This is a genomic window from Mycoplasma cottewii, from assembly GCF_024918975.1.
GTDB classification, from domain to species: Bacteria; Bacillota_I; Bacilli_A; order Mycoplasmatales; family Mycoplasmataceae; genus Mycoplasma; species Mycoplasma cottewii.
Genome location: NZ_CP103424.1, coordinates 14,655 through 40,999 on the forward strand (window position 1 = coordinate 14,655; position 26,345 = coordinate 40,999).

The 26,345-nt window shown below is 25.0% G+C and carries 25 protein-coding genes; 13 read left to right on the forward strand and 12 right to left on the reverse strand.

Features of this window, described 5'->3' with window-relative positions:
- Window positions 1-117: 117 nt before the first annotated feature.
- Complete coding sequence (locus tag NX779_RS00055) at window positions 118-1,707, reverse strand: SNF2-related protein (RefSeq protein ID WP_259430200.1); 1,590 nt, start codon at window positions 1,705-1,707, stop codon at window positions 118-120.
- 199 nt (window positions 1,708-1,906) lie between these two features.
- Between NX779_RS00055 and NX779_RS00060 the strand changes: the two genes are divergently transcribed.
- From NX779_RS00060 to NX779_RS00110, 11 genes are all read left to right on the forward strand, one after another.
- Window positions 1,907-2,515: a DUF6088 family protein gene (locus NX779_RS00060; RefSeq protein WP_259430201.1), complete on the forward strand. Its 609-nt coding sequence runs from the start codon at window positions 1,907-1,909 to the stop codon at window positions 2,513-2,515.
- 77 nt (window positions 2,516-2,592) lie between these two features.
- Entirely contained in the window at window positions 2,593-3,201 is a 609-nt protein-coding gene (locus NX779_RS00065; RefSeq protein WP_259430202.1) for a DUF6088 family protein, read from the forward strand.
- The gene (locus tag NX779_RS00070) at window positions 3,194-4,207 is read left to right on the forward strand and encodes a nucleotidyl transferase AbiEii/AbiGii toxin family protein (RefSeq protein WP_259430203.1); all 1,014 of its coding nucleotides are present in this window, start codon (window positions 3,194-3,196) and stop codon (window positions 4,205-4,207) included. The genes NX779_RS00065 and NX779_RS00070 overlap by 8 nt, the downstream gene beginning before the upstream one ends.
- 250 nt (window positions 4,208-4,457) lie before the next feature.
- Window positions 4,458-5,138, forward strand: coding sequence for a phosphoheptose isomerase family protein (locus NX779_RS00075; protein ID WP_259430585.1), 681 nt, complete (start codon window positions 4,458-4,460; stop codon window positions 5,136-5,138).
- A 273-nt stretch (window positions 5,139-5,411) separates the two neighbouring features.
- Window positions 5,412-5,576 carry a hypothetical protein gene (locus NX779_RS00080; protein ID WP_259430204.1) on the forward strand — a complete coding sequence of 55 codons (165 nt, stop codon included), beginning with the start codon at window positions 5,412-5,414 and terminating at the stop codon, window positions 5,574-5,576.
- Window positions 5,567-5,890 (forward strand): cupin domain-containing protein, encoded by a 324-nt coding sequence (locus tag NX779_RS00085; RefSeq protein WP_259430205.1) that lies wholly within the window; start codon window positions 5,567-5,569, stop codon window positions 5,888-5,890. The genes NX779_RS00080 and NX779_RS00085 overlap by 10 nt, the downstream gene beginning before the upstream one ends.
- 269 nt (window positions 5,891-6,159) lie before the next feature.
- Window positions 6,160-7,899, forward strand: a complete 1,740-nt coding sequence (locus NX779_RS00090; protein ID WP_259430206.1) for a PTS transporter subunit EIIC — start codon at window positions 6,160-6,162, stop codon at window positions 7,897-7,899.
- A 114-nt stretch (window positions 7,900-8,013) separates the two neighbouring features.
- A complete protein-coding gene (locus NX779_RS00095) occupies window positions 8,014-9,744 on the forward strand; it encodes a PTS transporter subunit EIIC (RefSeq protein WP_259430207.1) in 1,731 nt (576 codons plus the stop codon).
- A complete protein-coding gene (locus tag NX779_RS00100; RefSeq protein ID WP_259430208.1) occupies window positions 9,744-10,253 on the forward strand; it encodes a protein-tyrosine phosphatase family protein in 510 nt (169 codons plus the stop codon). Before NX779_RS00095 ends, NX779_RS00100 begins: the two co-directional genes overlap by 1 nt.
- On the forward strand, window positions 10,253-10,972 hold the full coding sequence (locus NX779_RS00105) for a hypothetical protein (protein ID WP_259430209.1): 720 nt from the start codon (window positions 10,253-10,255) through the stop codon (window positions 10,970-10,972). The genes NX779_RS00100 and NX779_RS00105 overlap by 1 nt, the downstream gene beginning before the upstream one ends.
- 1 nt (window position 10,973) lies before the next feature.
- Window positions 10,974-11,210: a hypothetical protein gene (locus NX779_RS00110; protein WP_259430210.1), complete on the forward strand. Its 237-nt coding sequence runs from the start codon at window positions 10,974-10,976 to the stop codon at window positions 11,208-11,210.
- Between the two features lie 236 nt (window positions 11,211-11,446).
- Here the strand turns inward: NX779_RS00110 and NX779_RS00115 are convergent, their stop codons facing one another.
- Window positions 11,447-12,244: a TatD family hydrolase gene (locus tag NX779_RS00115; protein ID WP_259430211.1), complete on the reverse strand. Its 798-nt coding sequence runs from the start codon at window positions 12,242-12,244 to the stop codon at window positions 11,447-11,449.
- 84 nt (window positions 12,245-12,328) lie between these two features.
- Between NX779_RS00115 and NX779_RS00120 the strand changes: the two genes are divergently transcribed.
- Window positions 12,329-12,928, forward strand: a complete 600-nt coding sequence (locus tag NX779_RS00120) for an FMN-dependent NADH-azoreductase (protein WP_259430212.1) — start codon at window positions 12,329-12,331, stop codon at window positions 12,926-12,928.
- Between the two features lie 55 nt (window positions 12,929-12,983).
- Here the strand turns inward: NX779_RS00120 and adhP are convergent, their stop codons facing one another.
- The 4 genes from adhP to mnmE all read right to left on the reverse strand — a co-directional run bounded on the left by adhP (window position 12,984) and on the right by mnmE (window position 16,828).
- Window positions 12,984-14,033, reverse strand: coding sequence for an alcohol dehydrogenase AdhP (gene adhP, locus NX779_RS00125; protein WP_370873687.1), 1,050 nt, complete (start codon window positions 14,031-14,033; stop codon window positions 12,984-12,986).
- A 189-nt stretch (window positions 14,034-14,222) separates the two neighbouring features.
- Window positions 14,223-14,558, reverse strand: a complete 336-nt coding sequence (locus tag NX779_RS00130; RefSeq protein ID WP_259430213.1) for a hypothetical protein — start codon at window positions 14,556-14,558, stop codon at window positions 14,223-14,225.
- 381 nt (window positions 14,559-14,939) lie between these two features.
- A complete protein-coding gene (locus NX779_RS00135; protein WP_259430214.1) occupies window positions 14,940-15,392 on the reverse strand; it encodes a lipoprotein in 453 nt (150 codons plus the stop codon).
- A 74-nt stretch (window positions 15,393-15,466) separates the two neighbouring features.
- Entirely contained in the window at window positions 15,467-16,828 is a 1,362-nt protein-coding gene (mnmE, locus tag NX779_RS00140) for a tRNA uridine-5-carboxymethylaminomethyl(34) synthesis GTPase MnmE (protein ID WP_259430587.1), read from the reverse strand.
- Between the two features lie 279 nt (window positions 16,829-17,107).
- Between mnmE and NX779_RS00145 the strand changes: the two genes are divergently transcribed.
- Window positions 17,108-18,646 (forward strand): ABC-F family ATP-binding cassette domain-containing protein, encoded by a 1,539-nt coding sequence (locus tag NX779_RS00145; RefSeq protein WP_259430215.1) that lies wholly within the window; start codon window positions 17,108-17,110, stop codon window positions 18,644-18,646.
- Between the two features lie 680 nt (window positions 18,647-19,326).
- Here the strand turns inward: NX779_RS00145 and NX779_RS00150 are convergent.
- From NX779_RS00150 to NX779_RS00175, 6 genes are all read right to left on the reverse strand, one after another.
- Window positions 19,327-20,220 (reverse strand): aromatic motif membrane protein, encoded by an 894-nt coding sequence (locus NX779_RS00150; protein WP_259430216.1) that lies wholly within the window; start codon window positions 20,218-20,220, stop codon window positions 19,327-19,329.
- 1 nt (window position 20,221) lies between these two features.
- Window positions 20,222-21,301, reverse strand: coding sequence for an aromatic motif membrane protein (locus tag NX779_RS00155; RefSeq protein WP_259430217.1), 1,080 nt, complete (start codon window positions 21,299-21,301; stop codon window positions 20,222-20,224).
- Complete coding sequence (locus tag NX779_RS00160; protein ID WP_259430218.1) at window positions 21,288-22,637, reverse strand: aromatic motif membrane protein; 1,350 nt, start codon at window positions 22,635-22,637, stop codon at window positions 21,288-21,290. Before NX779_RS00160 ends, NX779_RS00155 begins: the two co-directional genes overlap by 14 nt.
- Window positions 22,615-23,319, reverse strand: a complete 705-nt coding sequence (locus NX779_RS00165; RefSeq protein ID WP_259430219.1) for an ABC transporter ATP-binding protein — start codon at window positions 23,317-23,319, stop codon at window positions 22,615-22,617. Before NX779_RS00165 ends, NX779_RS00160 begins: the two co-directional genes overlap by 23 nt.
- A 2-nt stretch (window positions 23,320-23,321) precedes the next feature.
- Window positions 23,322-25,163: an ABC transporter permease gene (locus NX779_RS00170; protein ID WP_259430220.1), complete on the reverse strand. Its 1,842-nt coding sequence runs from the start codon at window positions 25,161-25,163 to the stop codon at window positions 23,322-23,324.
- 240 nt (window positions 25,164-25,403) lie between these two features.
- Window positions 25,404-26,213, reverse strand: coding sequence for a TatD family hydrolase (locus tag NX779_RS00175; RefSeq protein WP_259430221.1), 810 nt, complete (start codon window positions 26,211-26,213; stop codon window positions 25,404-25,406).
- Window positions 26,214-26,345: the final 132 nt, after the last annotated feature.

Below are 26,345 nucleotides of genomic sequence, written 5' to 3' on the forward strand. Positions count from 1 at the left end.
CAGTAGAAATTGAATTTACAGCACCTACACCTACTCCACCAGCTGCTGAAAATGGAGTCAATGCTTCTTAATAAATTAAATAATTTAGAGTGTCACAAGACACTCTTTTTATTTGTATTAATCTGCTCACTCAAACTTTAGATTTTGGACAATTCCCTGTTTTGAATTTCTGTTTTCTTCTTCTCTGATAAACATTTTTTCAGTATAGTTCTTTTTGTTTCTTCTTGCTTCAATCATAGATTTATCTAAGAAATTATTTTGATAGAAAACATAATACTTAATATCATTTTCAACGCCTATTCTATGATTTCTTTTCATTGATTGAGCATGATCTTTATAAAGTGCTATAGAAAATCAAATTGTATTGGTATATTTTTGTCAGTTCATTCCAGTTGATCCAGAAGCATAATTTGCAATAATTACTCTCTTTTTATTTTCAGATGTTTTAGTATCTTTTAGTTTTTCATATTCTTTGTAATGTTTATCAGTTTTAGTTTTACCATTTCAAGTATCTATTTTATATTCTAGTTCTTGACATATTTTTAGTATTTCATCATATTCAGCTTCGTAGTTATAAAAGATAATATAGTTATCAGGATTGTTAGATAATAGTTCTTTTAATTTTTCTAATCTAGAATAATCAAATCATTTGTAATTTTTCTCATTTCCTTGAAAACCTATAGAGATTTGTCTAGATCTTAATCAATATCCACCAGTACTATTTGTTGCAAATCAATGATATTCTGGATAACTTAAATTTCTATAAAAAGGATTATAAACAAGGTTACAATCATCATCTTTGTAATTGTGTTCTATGTTATTTTTGTTACAGAATTTGAATAGATCACTTTCTAAGACTTCTTTTTGTGTTAATAATTTAAATTCTTTTGAGATAGGTAATTCTATGTATTCTTCTTTAATATTAGTTAGTTCTATTACATCTTCTGTTCTTAAACAAACTGCATAATTATTAATTAATTCAACTAATTGATCTATGTTCTTATACCCTTTAACCGGTCTTTTATATTCAGGTAAACTTTTTATGTTTCTTCTTACTGCAAAATTCTCAAGAAACTTAGTTTTAGTCATTTCTAAACCTAAAAATTTTAGTTGATTATATACATCAACATATCCTATACTAACTGGAGTTCCTGTTAATAAATACAATCTAAATTTATCTACGTTATTAAAATATTTTCTATTATATTTTTCAATTCCTTCAATAAAATTAGTAATTACTTTAGAAGTTATAGGTGTACTATTTTTTATTCGATGACTTTCATCAATTATGATTGCTATTTTTTGATCTTTATGAGCAAAAACAAATTTCTTTAAAAAGACAGGGATTTTGTCTTTTGTTTTTTCTTCTTTAATATTTATAAAAGATTCAAAATTTAAAATTAATGCTTCTTTTTGATTTTTATCAAATTCAACTTCATCAATCTTTTTTTGAAATCTATTATATACAGTGAAATTTAAATCATTTACTAAGTGATCAGCAAAACTTCCTTTTTCATTTTCTTGTTTTACAGCAATAGGTTTAGGACAAATTACAATAATTGCATCAGCATTAAATTGCTCGCAAAAACTTAAACTCAAAATAGTTTTACCTAACCCCATATCTAAAAATAGTCCTAGTTTAGTTTTATCTTTATTTTTAAGAAGAACTTCTTTTTGAAAATCTTTAAGTTTATTAAATAATGTCATAATTATCTCTTTCTATATTTAAGATATTGTTCAGTATTATTTTAAAAATAATAAAAATTAATCACAATAGGCAAAAAAAACTTTATTTTTTTCTAATTCTATAATGTAGATATATTTAATAAATGTTTACCAACAAGTTAATATGAAGAAAATTTGTCCCGAAAATTATATAATTTTAGGGATAAAAGGAGAGAAAATTATGACATATATATCACAAATTCAAGATAGAATTAATGACCTGAAAAATGGAAAAGTATTTATCAGCGATGATTTTTTAGATATAGCTTCTAGTGAAACTGTTCGTAGAACTCTAAATAAGTTAGCAAAAGAACAAAAAATTAGAAGAGTTATGAATGGTTTTTATTACTCTCCTAGATACAGTGAGCTAATTAAAGAATATGAACAAGTTAGAATTGAAGAGTTAGCAAAAGCTATAGCTAGAAAGAATAACTGAGATATTGCTCCTTTCGGATTAGCTTGTTTGAACATTTTGGGTTTATCTACTCAAGTTCCAGTTAAAGTAATATATGTTTCTAGCGGAAAATCTAAAATTTATAAAGTAGGTAAAATGCTTTTAGAATTTAGAAAAGTAAGTTCTAGAGAAATATCAAACATGTCTTTAAAAACAAGAATAGTTATCCAAGCTATAAAAGAAATTGGAAATGAAAATATGACAGATAATTATATAGATAGAATAAGAAAGGAATTAACTGAATCTGAAAAACAAAATTTATTAGTTGAAGCCAAAAATACAACTAAATGAATTTATGAACATATCAAAGAAATATGTAAGGAAGTAAGTGAATAACCATTCACACACAAACTGTCCTAAATAAAATTTGTCCCGAAAATGATATAATTTTAGGGATAAAAGGAGAGAAAATTATGACATATATATCACAAATTCAAAATCGAATTAACACTTTTGAATATGATAAAGTGTTTATTGCTGATGATTTTTTAGATATAGCTTCTAGTGAAACTGTTCGTAGAACATTAAATAGATTAGCAAAAGAACAAAAAATCAGAAGAATTATAAACGGTTTTTATTATGCTCCTGAGTATAGTGATTTTATTAAAGATTATGAAGACTTTGATATATATGAATTAATTGATGCAATAGCAAGAAAATACAATTGAGATATCGCTCCTTTTGGTCTAGCATGTTTAAATATATTGAGTTTATCTACTCAAGTGCCTGCTAAACTTATTTTTGTTTCTAATGCTAAATATAAAACATTTAATATAGATGGTATGACAATAGAATTTAGAAAAGTAAATCATAAAGAAATATCAAATATGTCTATAAAGACAAGAATAGTTATCCAGGCCATAAAAGAGTTAGGAAAAGGAAAAATAGAAAAGTACCATATAGATAGAATAAGATGAAGATTAACTGAAGCTGAAAAACAAAATTTATTAGTTGAAGCAAGACACACAACAAAATGAATTTATGAATATATTAAAGAAATATGTAAGGAGGAAAATGAATAAATTTTATGTAGAAACTATTAGAGATCTAAAAAATCTAATTAAAAGATCATCTAAAAAAAGTAGCATAGCTCCTGAAATTATAGAAAAGGATTATTGAGTTAGTTTTTTATTAGATTATATTCTTAATGAAAATAAATACTCAAAATTATTTACTTTTAAAGGTGGAACCTCATTATCTAAATGTTTCAACGTTATTAAAAGATTCTCAGAAGATATTGATCTAATTTTGGATTGAGATATTCTAGGATATAAACTAGATGAACCTTATATTAATCGATCAATAACAAGTCAAAGTAAATTCAATCCAGAAATGAATAAAAGAACAGCAGAATTTTTAAAAGAAAGATTTATAAAAACATTAGATGAAGATCTAAATAAGTTTGATCTTAAGTTTTACATTGACAAAGAAGATGAAAACATAATTTGATGCAAATACCCAAGTTTTTACACATCAAGTTATATAATTCAGGAAATAAAATTAGAAATAGGTTCTATTGCAAGCACAACTCCTTTTAAAGAAGTAGAAATAAGTAGTATCATTGACGAAGTCTTTCCTGGAATATTTACTAATTCATCTATTATAAGAGTAATTGATCCAGAAAGAACATTTTGAGAAAAAGCACTAATTTTACATTCAGTATGTAACAAACCTGAAGATAAAACTTTTAACACAAGATATGCAAGACATTATTATGATTTGTATTGTCTAGCAAATTCATCTTATAAAGAAAAAGTGTTACAAAATATACAATTGCTTAAAGAAGCAACTGAATTTAAAAAGAAATTTTACTGAATTAAATATGCAAATTATGATGAAGTTTTAAAAAATAAAAAATTAAAATTAATTCCTAGTGAGTTTAGAATTGAACAAATTAGAAAAGATTATATAGATATGAAATCAATGTTTTATGGAGAAATTATTGAATTTGATAAAATCCTAGAAACACTTAAAAATTTAGAAAAAGAAATTAATGATAAACTGTCAAAAGAAAATATTTGAAATTAGAAAAAAAACAAAAGTTTTAAATTATTATTAAGCAGAAGTTTACCGCATAAATTAACTATACAAACATCTTAAAATATAATAAAAAAGCAGTTATTCCATAAATAAAGGAGTTATTATGAATTTAATTGAAAAAATTAACAAAAACAGAGTTTTTTTATCACCCCAAGAAGTAAAAGTTTGTGATTATATATTAAACAACATTGCCAATTATAAATCTTTTTCAATTAAGTTTTTAGCAAACAAGTTGAAAGTGCAACCATCAGTTATATCACACACTTTATATAAATTAGAAATTGGTGGATTAAAGCAATTAATTAAAATTTTAGAAAACAATTTTAATTTTTATAAAAGTGAAAACCAAGTCTTTTCTAACAATCTTGTAGCTGAGTTTAAAAAACAAGTTAATAAAACATTTAACTCTTTAAACAATGATATTGATATTAATCTAGTTAAAAAAGTAGTAGATGAAATGTTATCAAGTAAAAAGATTATTTTATTTTGTACTGGTAAAACTAAGATATTAGTCAGTTTAATGTTTTTTTGATTATTAGAACTTAACTTAAGAGTTGAACTTTATTCTAATTTGTTTGATCATAATGCTTATGATGTTAATGATGCTTGTGTTGTAGTTGTTTCTGCTTCAGGAAATAATTCTAAAATTAATAGATATTTAAATTTAATAAACAATAAAAACTATAGATCACTTATTGCAATTACATCTTCAACAGAATTTAAATGTGATATTAAACCTACTTATCATTTACACGGTAGTCAAAACAATTTCTTTTTAAATGACAATAAAACCACTCCAATTATTGAAAAATATAAGATCCAATATATTATGGATTTATTGTTTTTAACAATTTTAAATGAAGTGGATCTAGAAAATATTAAGTTTCAAGAAAAAACAAAAACAACAAACGTAATTTAAAAGCATGGAATTATTAAAAGTATCACCTTATTTTTTAATAAAATATGAGGTAATCAACTAAAAGAAATTGGTTTTAATATAAACAATAATTATAAGGCTGGAGAAGCTTGAGTTATTTCTGGTTATAAAAATAAATCTAGTTATATAACCACTAAAGGTAAATATGAGTTTAAAAGATTTGTTTTAAAATCATAGACATTAATTAATAACTATCAAGGTGAGTATCCTCTATTAGCTAAGATTATTACAACAAGCGAAAATTTATCTGTACAAGTGCACCAAAATGATGATGTTGCTATTTGCAAATATAACCAACTAGGAAAACCTGAATCCTGATATGTTTTAGATTGTAATAAAGATAGTTCATTAGTTTATGGACATAATGCAAAAACTAAAAAAGAATTAGAAGAAATGGTTATTAATAATCAATGTTATTAAAAACTGTTGATATAAAGAAATCTGATTTTTTATACGTACCAACTGGTAAGATTCATGCTATCACTTCAAATGTTGTTATATATGAATTACAACGTTCAAGTGATGTTACTTATAGATTTTATGATTTTAATAGAATTGATAGTTCAACAAATCAATATAGAGAATTACATACTATTGATTCAATCAATTGTACAACCGATCCTGACTCAAAAAAAGTTATTATTAACAATTTTAAAAATAAAACATTTACAAGTAAAGAGTTTTCATTATATGTATTAGAATGTGATGGTTATAAAGAATTTGAAACTAACTAAAGTTGTGATTGATTACAACTGACAGTTATTGGTGGTTGTGGTTTAATTAATAGTGTTAGTTTTGAAAAATCTGAATTTGCAAAACAATAAATCAAGTAGAAAAGCTTATTATAAAAGGAAAAATTACTGTTATTAGTTCTTGAATTAAAAAACAAACTAATAAAGAGTTTGTTTTTTTTATGGAATTTCTAAAAAATTTAAAAAAATATCATTGATATAGTAGTAGTTCTTTTATTATTTAAATTTAAAATAAATTTGGGAGGTATAACATGTCATTTTCGTCTAAAGAAACATTTAAAAAATCAAATCTTAAATCTTGACTTTCTGAGTTTAGAGCGAGTTTAGAAAAATTTGGTCGTGCTATTTTAGTTCCAGTGACTGTAATTCCATTATTAGCATTAATTGGAGCTATTGGATATACTGGTCAAGCTATTTTAGCTGCTAAGTATGTTGGTGCTAATAAACCACCAGCTGCATTAGAGTTAACAATTAATGCGATTAAAGATTTAGGTATGATAGCTATTACCAACATTGACTTTTTAGTAGCTGTAGGATTAGCTGCTGGGTTAGCAAGAACTGAAAAGGTGTCTGCTGCACTTTCTGGGTTGATGGCTTATGCTGCTATTCATTTAGCAACAGCATTGATATTAAAAGTTATATATACAGATCCTGCTAAAGCAACAATAATAGTAGATGGCGTTTCAAAACAAATTAAAGATGTTTTTGGATTAAAACAAAGATTTGGAGTATTATCATTTCAATATAGTGCATTTGGTGGGATGTTAGCTGGATTATTAGGTTATGTAATCCATAAATACACATATAAATTAAAATTCCCAGAAGTACTTTCATTTTTTGGAGGTCCTAAATTTTCACCAGTTGCTGCTACTTTAGCTGGTTGAGTATTTGGATTATTATTAGGTTACATTTGAATTTATATTAATAAAGGACTATATTCATCTGGACAAGGTTTAAAAAAATTAGGTGCATTTTCTCCGTTCTTATATGCATCAGCTGAACGTGCATTATTACCTTTTGGTATACACCACGTATTAAACTTCTTTGTTTACTATACTCCTGTTGGAGGAACTTATATCACTCCAGGGCCTGATTCTAAAACTATAGAAGGTGTTCTTAATGTTGCACTTGCAAAATTAGCAAACAATGAAAAAATTCTTGCTAAAGATACATGAGTAATTAATGGTACTTATGTAACTAAAATATTTAGTTTAACAGGAGCAACTTTAGCAATGTTCTTTGTAATGCCAAAAGTTAACAGAAAAGTTTATGGTTCTTCTATAATTTCTGCTGGTGCTGTATCTGCATTATCAGGAGTAACTGAACCTATTGAATTTACATTCTTATTTGTGGCACCATTATTATATGTAATTCACGTTTTCTTAAGTGGTTTTCAAAATATGATAATGTATCTATGTAATTTTGGAGCAGTCACAACACGTGGTAGTGGTATTATTACTTGATTAATAGTTAACCCTGCAAACTACAGATTAATTCAAAATGTTTGAGGTACATGAGTAGTTGGACCGGTAATGTTAGGTGTGTACTTTGGTATCTTCACATTTATGATTAAAAAATTCAATTACAAAACACCAGGTCGCGAAGATGGTGGTTTAACTCATCTAGTAACTAAAAAAGAATATAAAGAATTAAAAAACAAAAAAGAAGACATTGAATTGGAACAAGAATTAAAAGAAATTCAAAAACTGGAAGCCAACCAAACATCTTCTAAAAAAGAAGCATATGATGAAGAGTTTTTAAACAATATTATTGAAGGTTGTGGAGGAGCTGAAAATATTAAAATTATGGCAAACTGTGTAACTAGATTAAGAGTTACAATGTATGATAAAACAAAATTCAATAAAGAAATTGTAGATAAAACTAAACCATATGGTTATAAAGAAATTGGTGATCAAGTTCAAATTATTTATGGACCAAAAGTAACAAACATAGCAACATTGGTTCGTGAAAAATTAGGTATTGAATCATAATAACTATAATATAATTTTAAAATTTCGGTTATCAAATAGTTTTTAAAAAGTACAAATCCATAAAGAATTTGCACTTTTTATATAGTTAAAAAATAGACAAGGAGGATAGTTGGTTTGAAAAATGATTTTGTAAAACAAAACAAAGGAAAATTTAAAACATATTTTTTTAATGTTAGATCTAATTTAGAAACATTTGGTCGCGCTATTTTAGTTCCAGTTACTGTAATTCCATTATTAGCATTAATAGCGGCTATTGGATATGCTGGTCAAGCTATTTTAGCTGCTAAGTATGTTGGTGCTAATAAACCACCAGTAGCATTAGAGTTAACAATTAATGCGATTAAAGATTTAGGCATGATAGCTATTACCAACATTGACTTTTTAGTAGCTGTAGGATTAGCTGCTGGGTTAGCAAGAACTGAAAAGGTGTCTGCTGCACTTTCTGGATTGATGGCTTATGCTGCTATTCACTTAGCAACAGCATTGATATTAAAAATTATATATACAGATCCTGCTAAAGCAACAATAATAGTAGATGGAGTTTCAAAACAAATTAAAGATGTTTTTGGATTAAAACAAAGATTTGGAGTATTATCATTTCAATATAGTGCATTTGGTGGGATGTTAGCTGGATTATTAGGTTATGTAATCCATAAATACACATATAAATTAAAATTCCCAGAAGTACTTTCATTTTTTGGAGGTCCTAAATTTTCACCAGTTGCTGCTACTTTAGCTGGTTGAGCATTTGGATTGTTATTAGGTTATATATGAATTTATTTAAACAAAGGATTATTTTATAGTGGTCAAGGTTTAAAAAAATTAGGTGCATTTTCTCCGTTCTTATATTATTCACTTAACCGTGCCTTAATTCCTTTTGGATTACACCAAGTATTAAACTTCTTTGTTTATTACACTCCAGTTGGTGGACAATGAACAGACCCTAGTGGTAATCAAATTACTGGAATAATAAATATATCATTATCTAAATTAGCTTTTCAAGAAAAAATAACAGCAGAAGACACTTGAGCAACAAACGGTGTTTTTGTGAACAATATGTTTAGCCTTACTGGTGCTGCTCTTGCAATGTTTTTTGTAATGCCAAAAGCTAACAGAAAAGTTTATGGTTCTTCTATTATTTCTGCAGGTACAGTTTCATTTTTATCAGGAGTAACTGAACCATTAGAATTTACATTCTTATTTGTAGCACCAATATTATATATATTTCATGCTATATTTGCTGGTCTTCAAAATATGTTAATGTATGTGTTTAATTTTGCATCAGTCACAACACGTGGTAGTGGTATTATTACTTGATTAATAGTTAATCCAATTAACTTTAAATTAATATCTAACGTTTGAGGAACTTTAGTTCTTGGTCCAATTTTTGGTGCAATTTATTTTGTAGCATTTTACTTTATGATTAAAAAATTCGATTACAAAACACCAGGTCGCGAAGAAGGTGGTTTAACTCATCTAGTAACTAAAAAAGATTACAAAGAATTAAAAAACAAAAAAGAAGATATTGAATTAGAACAAGAATTAAAAGAAATTCAAAAACTTGAAGCCAACCAAACATCTACTAAAAAAGAAGCATATGATGAAGAGTTTTTAAACAATATTATTGAAGGTTGTGGAGGAGCTGAAAATATTAAAATTATGGCAAACTGTGTAACTAGATTAAGAGTTACAATGTATGATAAAACAAAATTCAATAAAGAAATTGTAGATAAAACTAAACCATATGGTTATAAAGAAATTGGTGATCAAGTTCAAATTATTTATGGACCAAAAGTAACAAACATAGCAACAATGGTTCGTGAAAAGTTAGGAGTGGAATCATAATGCCTTGTGAAAGAATAATAGATAATATTTATTTGGGAGATCAATTTTCTAAAAAAATAATTAACCCACAAAAAGAATTAAAAATAAGTAACATTTTTTATAACATTCTATCAAATAGTGATGAAGAAATTTTATATAAAACAAAAAACTTTATTTTAACAAAAAACAAATTAGCTATTAATTTATTAGATTCTCATGATGTAGATGATTTTAGTGATGATCTTTTTGCACCAGCTATTAAATTCTTATTAGAAAATGATATAAACACAACCTTATACACTCATTGCCAATTAGGTATTAGTAGAAGTGCATCTACTATCTTTATGTTTTTAGTAATTAAAGGAGTAATTGATAATAATTTAACTTTCAAACAAGCATTAAAAAAATATGTCACAGACATTTATCCATTTATGAAAGTGAATCTAGGTGTATATAAATATTTAGAAAACAATTATCCTTTTCATAATTTAAAACAATTAGCAAAAAATGATTGAAAGGATTTTAAGTAATGATTTATATAGATTTTGATTGAAATAAAGTTAATATTTGAAATGAAGATAAATTACTAAAAACAGAAAAAGCATTAGTTTTAAGAGATCTAGTATCAAAAGATATTATTGCGATTGGTGATATTACAGATCAAGAAATGAGAAAACCAGGCAATTTCTTATCAATTAATTGTACAGAAAATCGTAAAATAGGGTCTTTTGAAGATTTAAAAATAAGAGTCAATCAATTAGTGTTAGATAACAATATAACTGATTTCAAAATAGTTAACAGATACAATGTAGATATTAAAGATTTTAATACTATTGATGAAATTGAGTTTTTAAAAATATTAGCAGGTTCTAATGATTATTATGTTGAATTAAGAAATGATGAAATAGTAATTTTTGATAATAATAAAAATAGTATTCAAACCATTAAAAAAGGAAGAGCATTTTTACAACATCATATTCAAAGTTTATTTTATTTAAACTATAATGCTACATTAAATACTAAAAAAACTTGAGATTTAATTAGTCAAATTAACTCTAAACAAACTATAAATACAGTAGTTTGTAGATCATACATTACAGGAGTTGATGTTGATATTACAATTACCGATCAACAGTTTTTAACTAATGTATTTAAAATAATAAACGATCAAGTTAGTGCTTTAATAGATACTAATAAGTCAGTAAAATATGATGAACTTTATTTAGAAAGTTTTAATTGTGTATTATAAAATGGATGCAAAATATATTGTTTTAATAGTTAATATAGTAGTTGGAGTAATATTATTAATAATTGGTGGTTTATTACAACTTTATATTAAAAAGAAAAATGCAATTACTTTTAATACTCAAAAAACTAGTAAAAGACAAACATTTTTATCTTTAATATCAATAAGTTTAATAGTTGCAGGGATTTTAGTTTTACTATTAGGTGGTTTAAGTCAATTTATAACAAATATTGTAAATTAAAGCCTTTAAAGGCTTTTTTATTTATAAAAAATTATGGAATAAAAGTTAATAAAAACTTTTATAGAAAGGCAATTTGTCCCGAAAATTATATAGTTTTTAGGACAAAATAATTAAAAAGCAAAAGTAAATTGACATACTCATGAAAAAAAGTCGGAATTCCGACTAAATTTCACGAGTTAACTTTTTACTAATTTAAATTTTCATATAAAAAAGATCAAATAAAAATTTAAAATAGACTAGTCTATTTTAAATAGTTTCTTAGAATTTAAAGTAGTTTGTTTTATAACTTCTTCAACAGTTACATTTTTCAATTCAGCTACTTTTTCCGCTGTGTAGTAAATATATTTAGGGTGATTTAGTTGACCTCTAAAAGGATGAGGAGTTAAATAAGGTGCATCAGTTTCTAATAATAATTTATCTAACGGTATTACTTTAACTGCTTCTTGTAAATCTTTTGCATTTTTAAAAGTAACGGCCCCACCAATATTTATATAACAATCTAGATCTAAAAACTTTAAAGCATATTCTTTATTTGCTGAAAAACAATGTACAACTTTAGGTATTTGATTTAGATCTTTAATGATTTCTATAACATCATCATATGCTTCATAAACATCTTTTAAATCTCTAATGTGCATTTGTAAAACTTTGTTATGCTTTATTGCTAAATTAATATGAGCTTTAAAAAATTCTTTTTGTAATTGTTCATCTTCTCTAGTGTAATAATAATCTAATCCAGTTTCACCTATTGCAACAACTTTTTGATGACTAGCTAATTGATCTAATTGATCTATCACACTTTTATCATAATTAGATACTTCATTCGGATGAATAGCGACTGCTACATAAACATCATTAAACTCTTCTGATAATTCGACTGCTTTTTTTGAACTAGTTAAATCAAAACTAGCACATAATCACCCACCAACATTGTGTTTGTAAGATTCTTCTATCATTTCTTTAATATTTGCATCTTTATATCTAAAATCATCATTAAAATGTATATGATTATCAAAAATTTTATTATTGTCCATAACTTAACCTCTCGTTTAATATAATAAAATTTTAACAAATAACATATAATAACTATAAAATATAATTACAAAGGAGGAACTAAAATGAGTAAAGTTCTTGTTTTAAAAACAACAGCGCAACCTGATGAAACATCAAACTCAGTTGCATTAACAAAAAGATTTTTAGAAGAATATAAAAAGTTAAATCCAAATGATGAAATCATTGAAATTGACTTAAATAAAGAAGAGGTAGGAACAAGTATTTTGACACAACAATCATTTCCTACATTTTTCCAACAACAAGCAACAATTGATTACATTAAATTATTAAAAAGCGTAGATAAATTAGTTATCGCTTGTCCTATGTACAATTTCTCAACACCAGTTACATTAAAAACTTTTATTGATCACGTTTCTTTAGCTAACGAAACATTCTCATATAAATACTCTAAAAAAGGAGATGCTATTGGATTAGTTACTAATTTAAAAGCTCAAATTTTAGGAGTTCAAGGAGCACCTTTAGGATGATACACTTGAGGAGCACACACTCAATATGTTGAAGGAGCTTTAGGATTCTTAGGAATTAAATTTAATAAAACTGTTTTACTAGCTGGAGTTAAAGTTGGAGAATTAGCTCAACTATCACCAGAACAACGTGTTGAAACAATTATTGATGATATTAAAGAAGCTGCTAGAACATTTTAATAAATTGTAAAAGAGGGATAGTTTTATCCCTCTTTTTGTATCTTAAAATATTTTTTTAATTTTCTCTAAAATCAATAACTGCTCTACCTATGAAATCACCTTTTTCAAGTTTTTCAAATATTTCAGCTACTTGATCTAATTTAACAACTTTAGTTACTTCTGATTTAACTAATCCTCTAGCAGCATAATCTAAAGCTTCTTGTAAATCTTTACGAGTACCTACAATAGATCCTGCTAGTTCACGTTCTAATAATACGGTTCAGAAAACAGAAACACCAAACTCATCTTTTCCTAATTTATCTTTAGCAGGAAGTCCTACTAACACTTGACGACCACCACGTCTTAACATTTCCATTCCTTGGTTAGCTGCAGATGTTGCAACTGAAGTGTTAACTACTCCATGAGCTCCACCATTTGTAACTTCAATAACTTTTTCAATAGCATTAACTTTTTTACTATTAAATGCAAATTCTGCACCTGATTTTAAAGCTAGATCAACTTTTTCATCAGTTACATCAATACCTATAGCTCTATAACCCATTGCTTTAGCGTATTGAATAGCCATTTGACCTAGTCCACCAACTCCAATAACAACAACAAAATTGCCAGGTTTTAATTTAGCTTGTTTAACAGCCTTATAAGTAGTTACTCCTGCACAAACAACTGGAGCACCTGTTATGATATCTAAATCTTTTGGAACTAATCCGACAAAATCTTCATGACCTATTGCATATTCAGCATATGATCCATCTTTTGTATATGCTGACATATTTTGATCAGGACACAATGTCTCTCTACCACTTAGACAGTATTCACAGTGACCACAAGCATCATGTAATCAAGCAAGACAAACTCTATCTCCAACTTTTAAATGTGTACATCCAGGACCTAGTTTAGTAACAATACCAATTCCTTCATGACCAGGTATTAATGGATATTTAGGTTCAACTAATCAATCATAATTTGCTGCGTGTAAATCTGTGTGACAGATCCCGCTAGTTTCCATTTTGATCAAGACTTCTTTTTCCTTTGGTTCAGGAATATCTACCATCTCTACACTTCATTTGTGTGGTTCACTAACCACAAAAGCTTTCATCTTTGCCATAAATCCCCCATATTGAAAACATTAATAGAAATATTCTTTATATATTTCAACTAAATTATAGTTTTTAATTATCACATTTAGTGAAAACGCGACGCATATTTATTAATTTGAAAAATAAACCGTTTATTGTTATTTTTTTCATTTTTCAATATAAAAAAGACAGATCATTTTCTGTCGTTTTCTTATTTGTTAACTATTAAATTTTTGTATTCATGAATCTATTTTATTTTCATGTTTCTTGTAGTCTTCAAAAATTTCTTTCATATGTTTTAGAAAATTAATTTTAGATTGTTCTTTATTTTTACTTATTTCTGCAAGTTTATTTAAAGCTTCACTTAAAGAACTAAAAGGTTTTGAATCTCCATAAAATTCTAAAAGCTTAGATAATGATTTTCCAACATTTGAAGCAAAGAAATTTTTTAACTCTTCTAATTTTAAATCATCGAGTTTTTCTTTTTCTTGATCTTCTTTTAAACCATTTACAAATTTTTCAATTTTTGGTCCGATTTTGTTTTTTGATTTCATCGAACTCTTTTTCAAATTGTGTTACACCGATGCTTTTGATATTTTCTCCACCAATTTTTAATTCTTTAGGTTGTTCTTTGATGTCGTCTTTTTTATCTGATTTAGGCTTTGCTTGCACATCATTTTTAGCACATGAAACTGCAACAACCCCAGCTGTAGCAACCATTCCAAATACTGATAATATAGATACTAATTTTTCATATTCTCATCCCTATTTTTGATTTTTATGAAACGATATTATCATATTTAAATAAATATTTTTTATTTTTTACAATGAAAAATTTGTATCAGTTTATGTGTGAAATATTAGTAATTTAATCAATGTATTTATCTATAATTTTGATAAATAAAAAAATAGCATTTGCTATTTTTATTTTAAGTTTAAGAAACCACATACTTGTTTATCAATTCATCTATTTTAATTTTGTATTTTTCATAATCATCAAATGTAGATTTAACAGATTCTAAGAAATTTGTTTTAGATTTTTCTTTGTCTTCATTTTTTTCTGAAAATTTCTCTGCAGCCTCTTTTATAGAACCGAATGCTTTAGAATCTTCATAAAATTGATAAATACTAGCTAAAACTCCACCTTCTTCGGATCCTAGAATTTTTTCAGCCTCACTTTTTTCTATTGATTTCAACTTATTTATTAACTTTTCAATTTTTGGACCAACAATTTTTTTAATATTTTGAAATTGTGTTTCAAGTTGTCTTTCATCAATTTTCTCTTCAATAGTTTTTTCTTTTATTTCACTTCTAGCACATGAAACTGCAACAACCCCAGCTGTAGCAACCATTCCAAATACTGATAATATAGATACTAATTTTTTCATATTCTCATTCCTATTTTTGATTTTTATGTCTCTATACTATCACTTTTAAAATGTTGTTGTTAAAAACTTACAAATTATTTTCCTAAACAATATTTTCTAAAAATGTTATCAATAATTTCATCTTCATATTCAACACCTATTAATTCATTTAATAAGTTTCATGCATCATATAAGTCAACATTAACTATATCAATAGGCATTCCTGATTTAATTACATCTAAAGCAGTTGTTAGTTTAGTTTTAATTTGTTCAACTAATGCGATTTGATTTAATCCAATTAAAATTAGTTCATCATTTTTTTTGATTTCTTCGTTGTTATACATTTGATTAATTTTTAAAATTAGTTGATCTATATCTTGATTTTTAGCACTAGTAAATACAACGTTATTATATTTTTGATTCAATGATTCAACTTGTTTGTCATCAAGTTGATCAGTTTTATTAACAACTAGAATTCAATTTTTATCATTTAATAATTCAAAAATTTCTTTATTATCTTTATCATCAATATTATTGTAGTTAACAACAAATAAAACAAGATCAGCTTTATTAATTAAATCTTTAGATTTTTGAATTCCTAGATTTTCAACAATATCATCAGTTGATCTAATTCCAGCAGTATCAATTAAATCTAAAGTTACATTTTCTAAACTAATTTGTCCTTCAACAATATCACGAGTAGTTCCTGGAATATCAGTAACAATTGCTTTATCTTCATTAATTAAAGTATTTAAAATAGATGATTTACCTACATTAGTTTGACCAATAATTGCTGTTTTAATTCCTTCTGAATTTTTAAATGCCATTTTTGATCTAATTAAAAGTTTATTGATTTGGTCATTTATTATCTCTAATAATTTAGTTAAATCTTCAACACTTGACCCTTCAACATCATCATAATCAGGATAATCAATTGAAACTTGAATTCTACTAATAATATCTAAAAGATTATCTTTTAATTCAATAACAGCTTTATTGTTAGCCCCACTCATATTAGCAACACCAATTTTTAAAGCTAACTCATTTTTAGCGTGAATTAAATTGTTAATACCTTCAGCTTGAATTAGATCTATCTTTCCATTAACAAATGATCTTTGACTAAATTCACCTCTCATAGCCATTCTAGCTCCTGATTGAGTAATTATATTAATAATTCTATTAGTGTTTAGAATACCACCGTGACAAGCAATTTCAACTACATTTTCACCGGTAAATGAATTAGGAGCAACAAAACAAGTTAAAACAACTTCATCAATTAATTCATCTTTAAAATAAAGTTTTCTAACAAATATTCCTCTTTTAGTTTGTATTTGATCTTTTTCTTTTAATAATCTATTAATTACAGTAAAAGCTTCATCTCCACTAATTCTAATTAAAGCTATTGCTTGAGTTGAAATATTAGTAGCAGGAGCGACAACTGTATCTTGTAATGTAATCATTAAACCATCTCTTTTCTTTTATCAATATAATTTTATAAGACTAATTTATTAATGGTAGTGAAATATTAAACAAAATGATACTTACCAATTATATATGTAATAAATTTATAGCTATACAAATAAAGCGCTAGAAACATTAAGTAAAACAACTAATTTTTTAAAATATTTAATTATTAAAATTAGAAGTTATAAAACTATTGGAAATGTATTTTTATTTATAAGTTTGAATTTCTTTTATATAATGTATTTAAGTTATAAAAGTATTTGGGGGTTAATATGAGTTTAATAGTTTTAGAAAATATTTCGCATCAAAATGGTGGAAAAATTCTATATAGAGATTCTGAAATGAGAATCAATAAAGGTGAACATGTTGCACTTGTAGGACCTAACGGAGCTGGTAAAACAACTTTATTAAATATCATAGCTCAAAAAATAGTTCCAGATCACGGGACTATAGAATGACATCCAAAAGCAAAAATAGGTTATCTAGATCAACACCAAGAAGTAGATATGAATATTACTAGTCAAGATTATTTAAAAGATGCTTTTAAATATTTATATGAAATAGAAGAAAAAATTAATAAGATTTATGAAAATATGGCTATTGAATATAAAGAAGAAGATCTAGTTAAAGCTTTAGAATTACAAGATTATTTAACAAGTCATGGTTTTGATACAATTGACAAAACAATTGGAAACTTAGTTTCAGGTTTAGGTATTAATCCTGAAAATATGACAAAAAAATTAGGTCAATTATCAGGTGGACAAAGAGGAAAAATTCTATTAGCTAAGTTATTATTAAAAAATGATGATTTTATTTTATTAGATGAGCCTACTAACTTTTTAGATATTGAACAAGTTGAATGATTAGCTAACTTTTTAAATGATTATGAACACGCATTTTTAGTAGTGAGTCATGATATTGATTTTATAAATAAAATTTCTAAAATAATTTTTGCAATTGAAAATCAAGAAATCAATCGTTATGTTGGAGATTACAATAAATACTTAGAATTATCAGCTTTAAAAGCAGAACAATATGATAAAGCAAGAGAATCTCAACAACAACAAATAGCTAAATTAAAAGATTATATTTCAAGAAATGCAGCTCGTGCATCAACTGCAAGAAGTGCTCAATCAAGACAAAAACAACTAGATAAAATTGAAGTTATGGATCAACGTCAAAAACTTGTTAAACCTAAAATGAGTTTTAAATACAAAAGGCCTAATTCAGCAGTTGTAGTAAAAGCTGAAAACTTAGAAATCGGTTATGATTTTGTTTTAACTGACCCTTTAACATTTGAATTACGTGAAGGTCAAAAATGTATCGTTAAAGGTTACAACGGTATTGGTAAAACTACATTTTTAAAAACTATTGCAAATGAAATTAAACCAATAAGCGGTTGATCAAAACTAGGTGATGGAGTTGAAGTTAGATATTTCCATCAAACTGAAGATTTTGATGATTCTGAAACTCCTATTTCATATCTAATGAATCGTCATCCAAAAATGCTAGAACCAGAAATAAGAGCAACAATTTCAAGATTTGGTGTTAAATCTGAATTAATGCAAAATCCTATGAAACAACTTTCTGGAGGAGAACAAACTAAAGTGAGACTTGCTTCATTAAGTTTAGAACCAGCAAGCTTATTAATATTAGATGAGCCTACTAACCATATTGATGTTCTAGCTAAAGAATCATTACTAGAAGCAATCCAGCAATTCACTGGAACAGTACTAATTACAACTCACGATATTAACTTTGAAACTAACTGAGCAGATAAAGTATTAAACTTTGAAGATTTAGTTGATTAAAAAAGAAAGACGTTCATCACCGAACGTCTTTTAAATTATTTTTTTCATTGACAAAATATGTATTTTTTTATACATATAAAAGATGAATAAAAGGAATTTTACAATATTTTGATCGTTTTATCTTATAACAAAATTATTTTGTTATAAACCCTTTATAGAATTCTTTTATTATTACTATGCACAATTTATTAACTTTAATTAAAGAATTATTTTGTAAGAAAATTAAAGGAGTTATAAGAAAGGAGTTTTAAAAACTAACTTGAAAAACTTAAATAATATATGAAACGATCGAAACAAAAAAATATAGAAAAATAAAAAAATTTTAATAAAAATAGAATATTAAAATATAAACATAATTATGAACAATATAAGTTAAGACTTTATATAAATATTTCAAAAGAATTTAATTTACGTGAGGAATCTGAGATAAATTCCTCAAAATTATTTTATACCATTGTTTGTTATAACTCAATGAAATAATTAACAATATTTAACAATAAAATAACTATAAAAAATTTGTAAATAAAAAAGATATGAAAAGGACTCATATCTTAATTTATTATTTGAATTTTGAAAGCTTTTTTTGGTGAGTTTATTAGTTTGCTTTCTGTTAGAAATCTAAAAAGACTGAATATTTGGGTTATATTTTTTTATCTAGACTCATCTCAAGCATATGACATTTAATTATCATCAGTTTTTGAGTCAACATCAATAATAACATATCTATGAGGCGATCCACCAAACTGTTCATTAAAAGCATCTTTGTTAGGAGAGTTTTTGTTTGCTGTGTGCATTGCTTCAACTTTTACATAATCTCTTAATATGAACTTATCTGCTTTAAATTTATCTTTAGATAATTCTGGATATAGAAAAGCATAGTTGAATATTGAAACTTCATTTCTTTTGTTTTTACCTGTAACATTTTTATCTTTTATATCTATTTTTAAAACACTATAATCAGAAGTTAATATATATAGTTCTCATCTTTCTACAGCTTTTGTTTTACTTCTATCTCAAACTGCATATTGACTTATTTCATTTGTTTTTAATTTTCTAAATGTACCGTATTTAAGTGCATTTTCTTGAGAGTCAATTTTTGCAAATTGGTTATCGTCATCGTAAGCGAAAAAGATAAATTTATCTAAATTAAATAATGTAGATAATCAATTTTGTTTAAATAATTGATTTAAAATATTTCCAAATTTACTTTTTGAAAATGGTTCATCATCTTCTCCATATTTTACAATGAAATTATTAACATAAGATAGATCGGATTTTATTTTATTTAAATCAAATTGTTTATTTAATCCAAGTGCTATTTGTTTTTGTTCATTTACATATTTATTTTTTTCTTCTTCAGAATCTTCTAAGTCTTTAAATTCTAAATTTAATATTTGATTTACATATTCATGTTCTATGAATCTATTTCATTTATCTTCTTTTTGTTTTTCTTTACTAATTTTTAATGCATCTAAATTTATATTATTTTTATTTGTAAAAATCAAAGAAAATGGTAAAGCAAAAATTAGAATTCCAGCTATTGAATATATTATTTTTTTAACTGTCTTATTCATACTAATTCTCCTTTTCATTTTCGTTTGGTTGAACAATTTCGATTTCTACTGAACCTATGTATTTAGTTGAATTTTCTTTTGCTAAAAGTTTAATTTTTGTTTCTTCTATAAATTCAACTCTTAATTGTGATGCATCAAGTTGTAAATTATTTGCTTTATTAACTGCTTCAACAACTTTACTAATCTTAAGTTTATCGTCTTTATCTAATTTGATTCCTGTTTTAGTTTTAATTATGTTTTCTAAAAAGTCTTTTTCAGCTATTAAAAGACCCAAACAAGGAAAACCATAAAGTTTTATTAAATCTTTTTCAAATGCATCATATCCACTTTGATCTTGGTGATAAATACTTGAATGTAAAACGTTTGAAATCGCTGTTGAGCTAATATTATCTGTTTTTGATTCAGCAAAGTATATGATTTTATCTAGTTCTATTTTCATATCAACTGAAGGTGTTTTTGAAGCTTTTATAACAATAAAGAAGTTGTCTTTTCTAATATATATAACATTACTACTTATATGTTTAGACTCACTACCTATTGTTATAACGTTAAGGTTGTTATTATCTATTTTTTTATCTTTAACAGGTTGTTTATTTTTAATAGCTTCTAAAAACTCGTTAGAGTGTTTTGCAACTTTTCCACTACTATTTCTAGTTTCTTCTAGTGTTCAATATTTAGTAAATCTTAAATTAAACTTATCTAGATTTCTTAATAGTAGTATTAAATTTTTTGAATAAAACTCTTTTAATTCTTTAATTGATTCTTCAGATTTAGTTTCTAAATATTTAGCTTTTAATTCATTAGATTTTTTAATAAATTCTTTTGAATTTTCTTCTTTTTGAGTATTTAAATATTTTATTTTTTCAGCTTCATTGTCACCAAAAAGTATTTTATTTAAACTTCTAAAAATTTCTTCAGTTCTATCATTAACGTTTTTGTATACTTCATGATTTCTTGGGATTTGAAGTTCAATATCTTTTGTACTTTTTGAAAGTGAACCTAATAAAAATGCTAATGCTAATAACGGTATTATTAAGTGTGCTAAAGAAATACCGATAACAAGTTTTTTATTTATTTTCATAAATATACCTCATAGAAAATCTAAATATTTTTACTTTGTCTAAATCTTTGTCTTGAATTTTTTTATTTATATTAATTTCATTAATTTTATTTATAGAATCGAAAAGGGCATTTGAATATTGACGTTTTGCTTGAAATTCAAAAAATCGTTTGTCTGTATCTTGATATTGTTGTAATGCAGTTTGTCTTTCGTTTTTGCCAAATTGTTTTGGTGGTTCTTTGCTTCATTTTTGAATTTTTTCAATTGTTGTATTAACTAATTGATCTAATTTTTCTTTGTATTCATCTAATAAATCTTTGTGTTCAGTATATGGTTGAGATTTTTTTGCGTCTTGTTCATATGCTTCTTCTAGTTTATTTTTTCAATCATTAATATACTGTTCAACTTTTGTTCTATCTTGTTTTAAATTTTCAAATAATGATTCGGCTAATCTTGTTTGTTTTAAATCATAATTTCTAAATTTATTACGTACTCTTCAATCATTTATTCAAATATTACGATGACTTGAACTAAAGTCGCTTTTCATTTGATAAATATCTGCATTTTCATATTTATCTTTTTTATCATCAAGATAGTCATCAAGTTTTTGTTTTCTTATGTTAAAAGTTTCTTCTTCTATTTTTTCTAAATTTGATTCAATCTCATCTTTAGTAATGTTTTTATCTTTAAAAATTAACAGATCAGGTAACATTCTAGTTATAAGTTTTTCACCTTCTTTATATTGAATCATTTTTAAAACTTTATAATTGTCATATATTAAATAAAATGTTTTGAATTCTTTTAATTTATCAACTTCAAGAGTTTGATTTTCAAAAGTAATCATACCTGTAGGGAACTTATTATTTATACTTACTAAAGTTGAATTGGCTTGATCATTAAGTTCAAATAATTGTTGATCAACAGCATTTTCTCTATAAAAATCACCATAAGGATTAAAGTTGAAAACAAATTTATCAATATTATTTAATGTTCAATATCAATTAGATGAAAGGTTGTTTTCAATAAGTTTTTTAGCTTTATTTACAACATCTCTATATTGTTTTTCTACATCTTCAGTCACATAATGACCTATAAAAATTGGATAAACAGTAAGTGAATATCTTAAATCAATATATGCAGATCTAGATCTATGTTCTTGAGTATTGATATATCTTTTTTCTAGATCTTTATTATCTTTGTAAATTGAATCTAAAATTTGTTTAATATGATCATTTTCATATAACTTTTTTTCTTTTACAGATCTATTAATTGAATCATTAGGTTTTATTTGTGATGCACAACTAACTACTGATAAAGCCATAAAAGGTAGTATACTAATTTTTAATAACTTTTTCATAGAATAATTCCTCTAAGTCTTTTTCTTTTTTACCTGAATATAAAACTACACCATCATGAATTAGAGTTACAGAATTAACATATTTATCAATTTCAGATAGAATGTGAGAACTAATTAAAATAGCGATATTTTGTTCTTTATTAATTTTTTGTAAAAATGAGAATAATTCATATCTAGCAGTAGGATCAAGATTGGCCGCCGGTTCATCTAATATTAATAACTTAGGATCGTGTAATAAAGCTTGAATTAATAAGACCTTTTTTTGTTGACCTGAAGAAAATGTATAAGGTTTATCTTTTGCTAAATTAGTTATGTCAAACATTTTTAAAAAGTTATTTATTTTTTCTGTAGCTATGTTTTTATCAACTCCAGAAAGTATTGCAAAATTTAATAAATAATCAAAAGTAGTTAAATCTTTTGGAAATAAAGCTTTTTCAGGAACATAACCTATAAATGATCTTGCTTGTGGGTCTTTTATATTAATTTCATTTATAAAAATATTACCTTTATATTCAACATAAGCTCCAATAATTGTTTTAATTGTTGTAGTTTTTCCAGCACCGTTTTCACCAATAAATGCATGAAAATCACCTTCATTTAATGACATATTTATACTTTTAATACCACGATTTGATAAAGGAAATATTTTAGTTAGTTTAACTATATCTAGTATTTTTTTCATATCTATTTATATTCCTTTCTTTGGTAAATTTTAAATGTTAGTGCAAATTCTGCACCGATAATAACAAGTCATAATAAAGCGATTATATATTTATTAACAATTTGTCTATTTCTAGTTATTGAATATAAGTTATCTGCTGAACTGAATAAGAAGTTTGATTTACTTTTTTGTAAATTAAATCTAAATAATGTTTTCTTAGTTCCGTTTTCGTCTTTTTGAACTACTCTTTCTAAAAAGTTTTTAAAACCACCTAATCGGTAATTTCGTCCATCTAATTCTAAATTAATTTGAGCATCTCCAAAATATTCGTTATTAGGATTTTTAATCATTATTTTGAAAAGTTGAGAATCTTGGTAATTGAAATATATATAGTTTAAGATTGCGATTGCTTTATATATTTTTATTTGAACAACACCATCAATTTCACCATCAGTAATAGATCTTTTATCGAATAATTTTACATTATGATTTTCATAATTATTAATTTCAGAATCTTCATTTGTTACATATTCAGAAATTTTATTCATTAACTCTTTATGTTTTTTGTTTAATTCTTCTGAAGTGTTACTTTTATCATTTAAAAATTCTTTTAAGTTTTGATTTACAAAATCACTAGCAATTCGATTAAATTTCTTATCTTTTAAAGCTTGTTTGATAACGTTTCATTTAATTCTTCCAACTAAACTAGAACGTTGATTTGAAAATTCGTTTTCATCTTCAAAGAATTTTGAATCATCATTTTCAGCACCATCAATTGCGTAAATTAGATCATAATTAACAGTTTGAGTGAAATCTGAAAATTTAGAATGAGATTTTAATAATCCTGGAACTATGTATTTTTCAGCAAATTTTTGATTACTGTCATCTGCAACTTTATACTTTATTTGATTAGGTTTTTTATCTAATTTATAAGTGTAACTAATATTATCTAAATCATTATAATAAACATATTTTTCTAATTCAGTTGAATTATTAGCATTAGTAATAGAAATATTTTTACTATTGAAATTAAAAATATTTATAAATTGATAAGGTATTGATATTCAAGAATAAGCCTGTCAACTTGTTAAAGATCTATTTGTAAAGTTAACTACTGTTTCTAAATATTTATTTTGTTCATCATCAAAATCTTTGTTATCACTACCATTAGGTATTAATAATAGTTCGTCTTTATTGTTATTTATAAAATATGCTTCAGTATTTGCTTCATTTCCTGAATGATGATATTCATAACTTCTATTTATATAACTTGATGCTTTATTGATATTTGTTGTTTGATTACTTGCTAGTAATATTCCAATACTACTTAGTGGTATAAAAGTAATTAATGGTAAAGTCATAGCTATTTTTTGACTTAATTTATAACTTAATAAACTAACAAAAAGTCCCATTATAAAATAAGCACTTAAACTAACAAAAAATAATGTTAAAGAATTTAATAATACATTTACAAAATTAAATGAAGCATAGAAATATAAAAATCCAGAAACTAGTAAAGCTGTTGATCAAATTAATCCAAAATAACTTAAACAGATTAATTTACCTAAAATTAATTGTTTTCTAGATATAGGTTTAGATAATGTAATTATTTCTATTCCTTCTTGTTCTAAATCTTTAAATAAGTTTAATGCTTTAATAGATGAATAAACTGCAGTCATAATAATAGCTATAAAAGTATAGAAAAATACTGCTAGTTCTTGATAATTACTAGGAACTGCAAATTTAAAAACAATTCCTACAAAAAAAGAAATTGCAACTGCAATAATAGGTAATAAAATTGAGCTTTTCTTCTTTAAAATAGTGTTAAAAGCAAAAAAAGAATATCTTAGATAAGCGTTTTTCATACATTTTTTCATTCCTTTGTCTTAATATTGTTATTTATAAAAATTATAAATAAGGAAATTATAAAAATCAATTAAAAATTCAAAAAATCTAATTAAGTTATAAACTTTTAAACAAAGTTTATATAAAAATAGAATGAATTGCATAAACTAAGACACAAAACTTGATGTAGTTGTTAGTTAAATATCAAAAATAAGACTCAACAAATAAAAACACAGCTTTAGAATTGCTGTGTTTTTAATTTATTTATTATGACTTCTATTTTTTAAAAATAGATTTTTAGCATTATTTCTTGTTGTTTGAGCAACAACAAGTTCACTTACGTTTTTCATTCTAGCGATATGTTTAATAGTTAAAGGTAGGTATTTTGGATAGTTTAAAGTTTTCTCATATGGAACAGGAGCTAGATAAGGTGCATCTGATTCAACAACTAAATCATTTAATGAAATGCCATCAATAACAGCATTAATTTTTGAATCATAAGTAACAGCTCCGCTCACTGAAATTAATAAACCTAATTCAATAAATTTTTTAGCTCATTCTAATGTCCCTTCATAAGAATGAATAACTCCTTTTTTTACACCATTTTCTTTTAATAAATTGTATGCAATTTCATAAACTCTAGTTTTACCTGGTTCATTTTTTAAATGTAACATTAATGGTAAATCAAGTTTTTTAGCGATACTAATATGTCTTTTAAAAGCTTCAATTTGTTGTTTTTCATATTTTGTAGTTTTAGAAAAATCTAATCCAGTTTCACCGATCCCAACAACTTCATTAGATTGAGCCAATTCTTCAATTGTTTCATATGCTTCAACAGTAAATAAATGTGCATTAGTTGGATGAATACCAACAATAGCAAACACTACTGGTGATAGGTTAGCTTGAATAACAGCTGTTTTAGATGATTTAACATCATATCCAACATTGTTGATAAAATCTACTCCTGATTTTTTAGCTTCTAAAATCATTTCAATAGATGTCATTTCTAAGTCTAAATACTTGGTGTCATTTAAATGACAGTGCACATCATATAATCCAGACATTCCCATACTTTTACCTACTTTCTTATATTTTAATTATATATATTTAGTTCTTTAAAAATAGCTTAAGAGATTATGATTTTAAAATTATTTTTTAGAATTTATAAATAACTTTTTAACTTTATAAATAAGATTTTTACA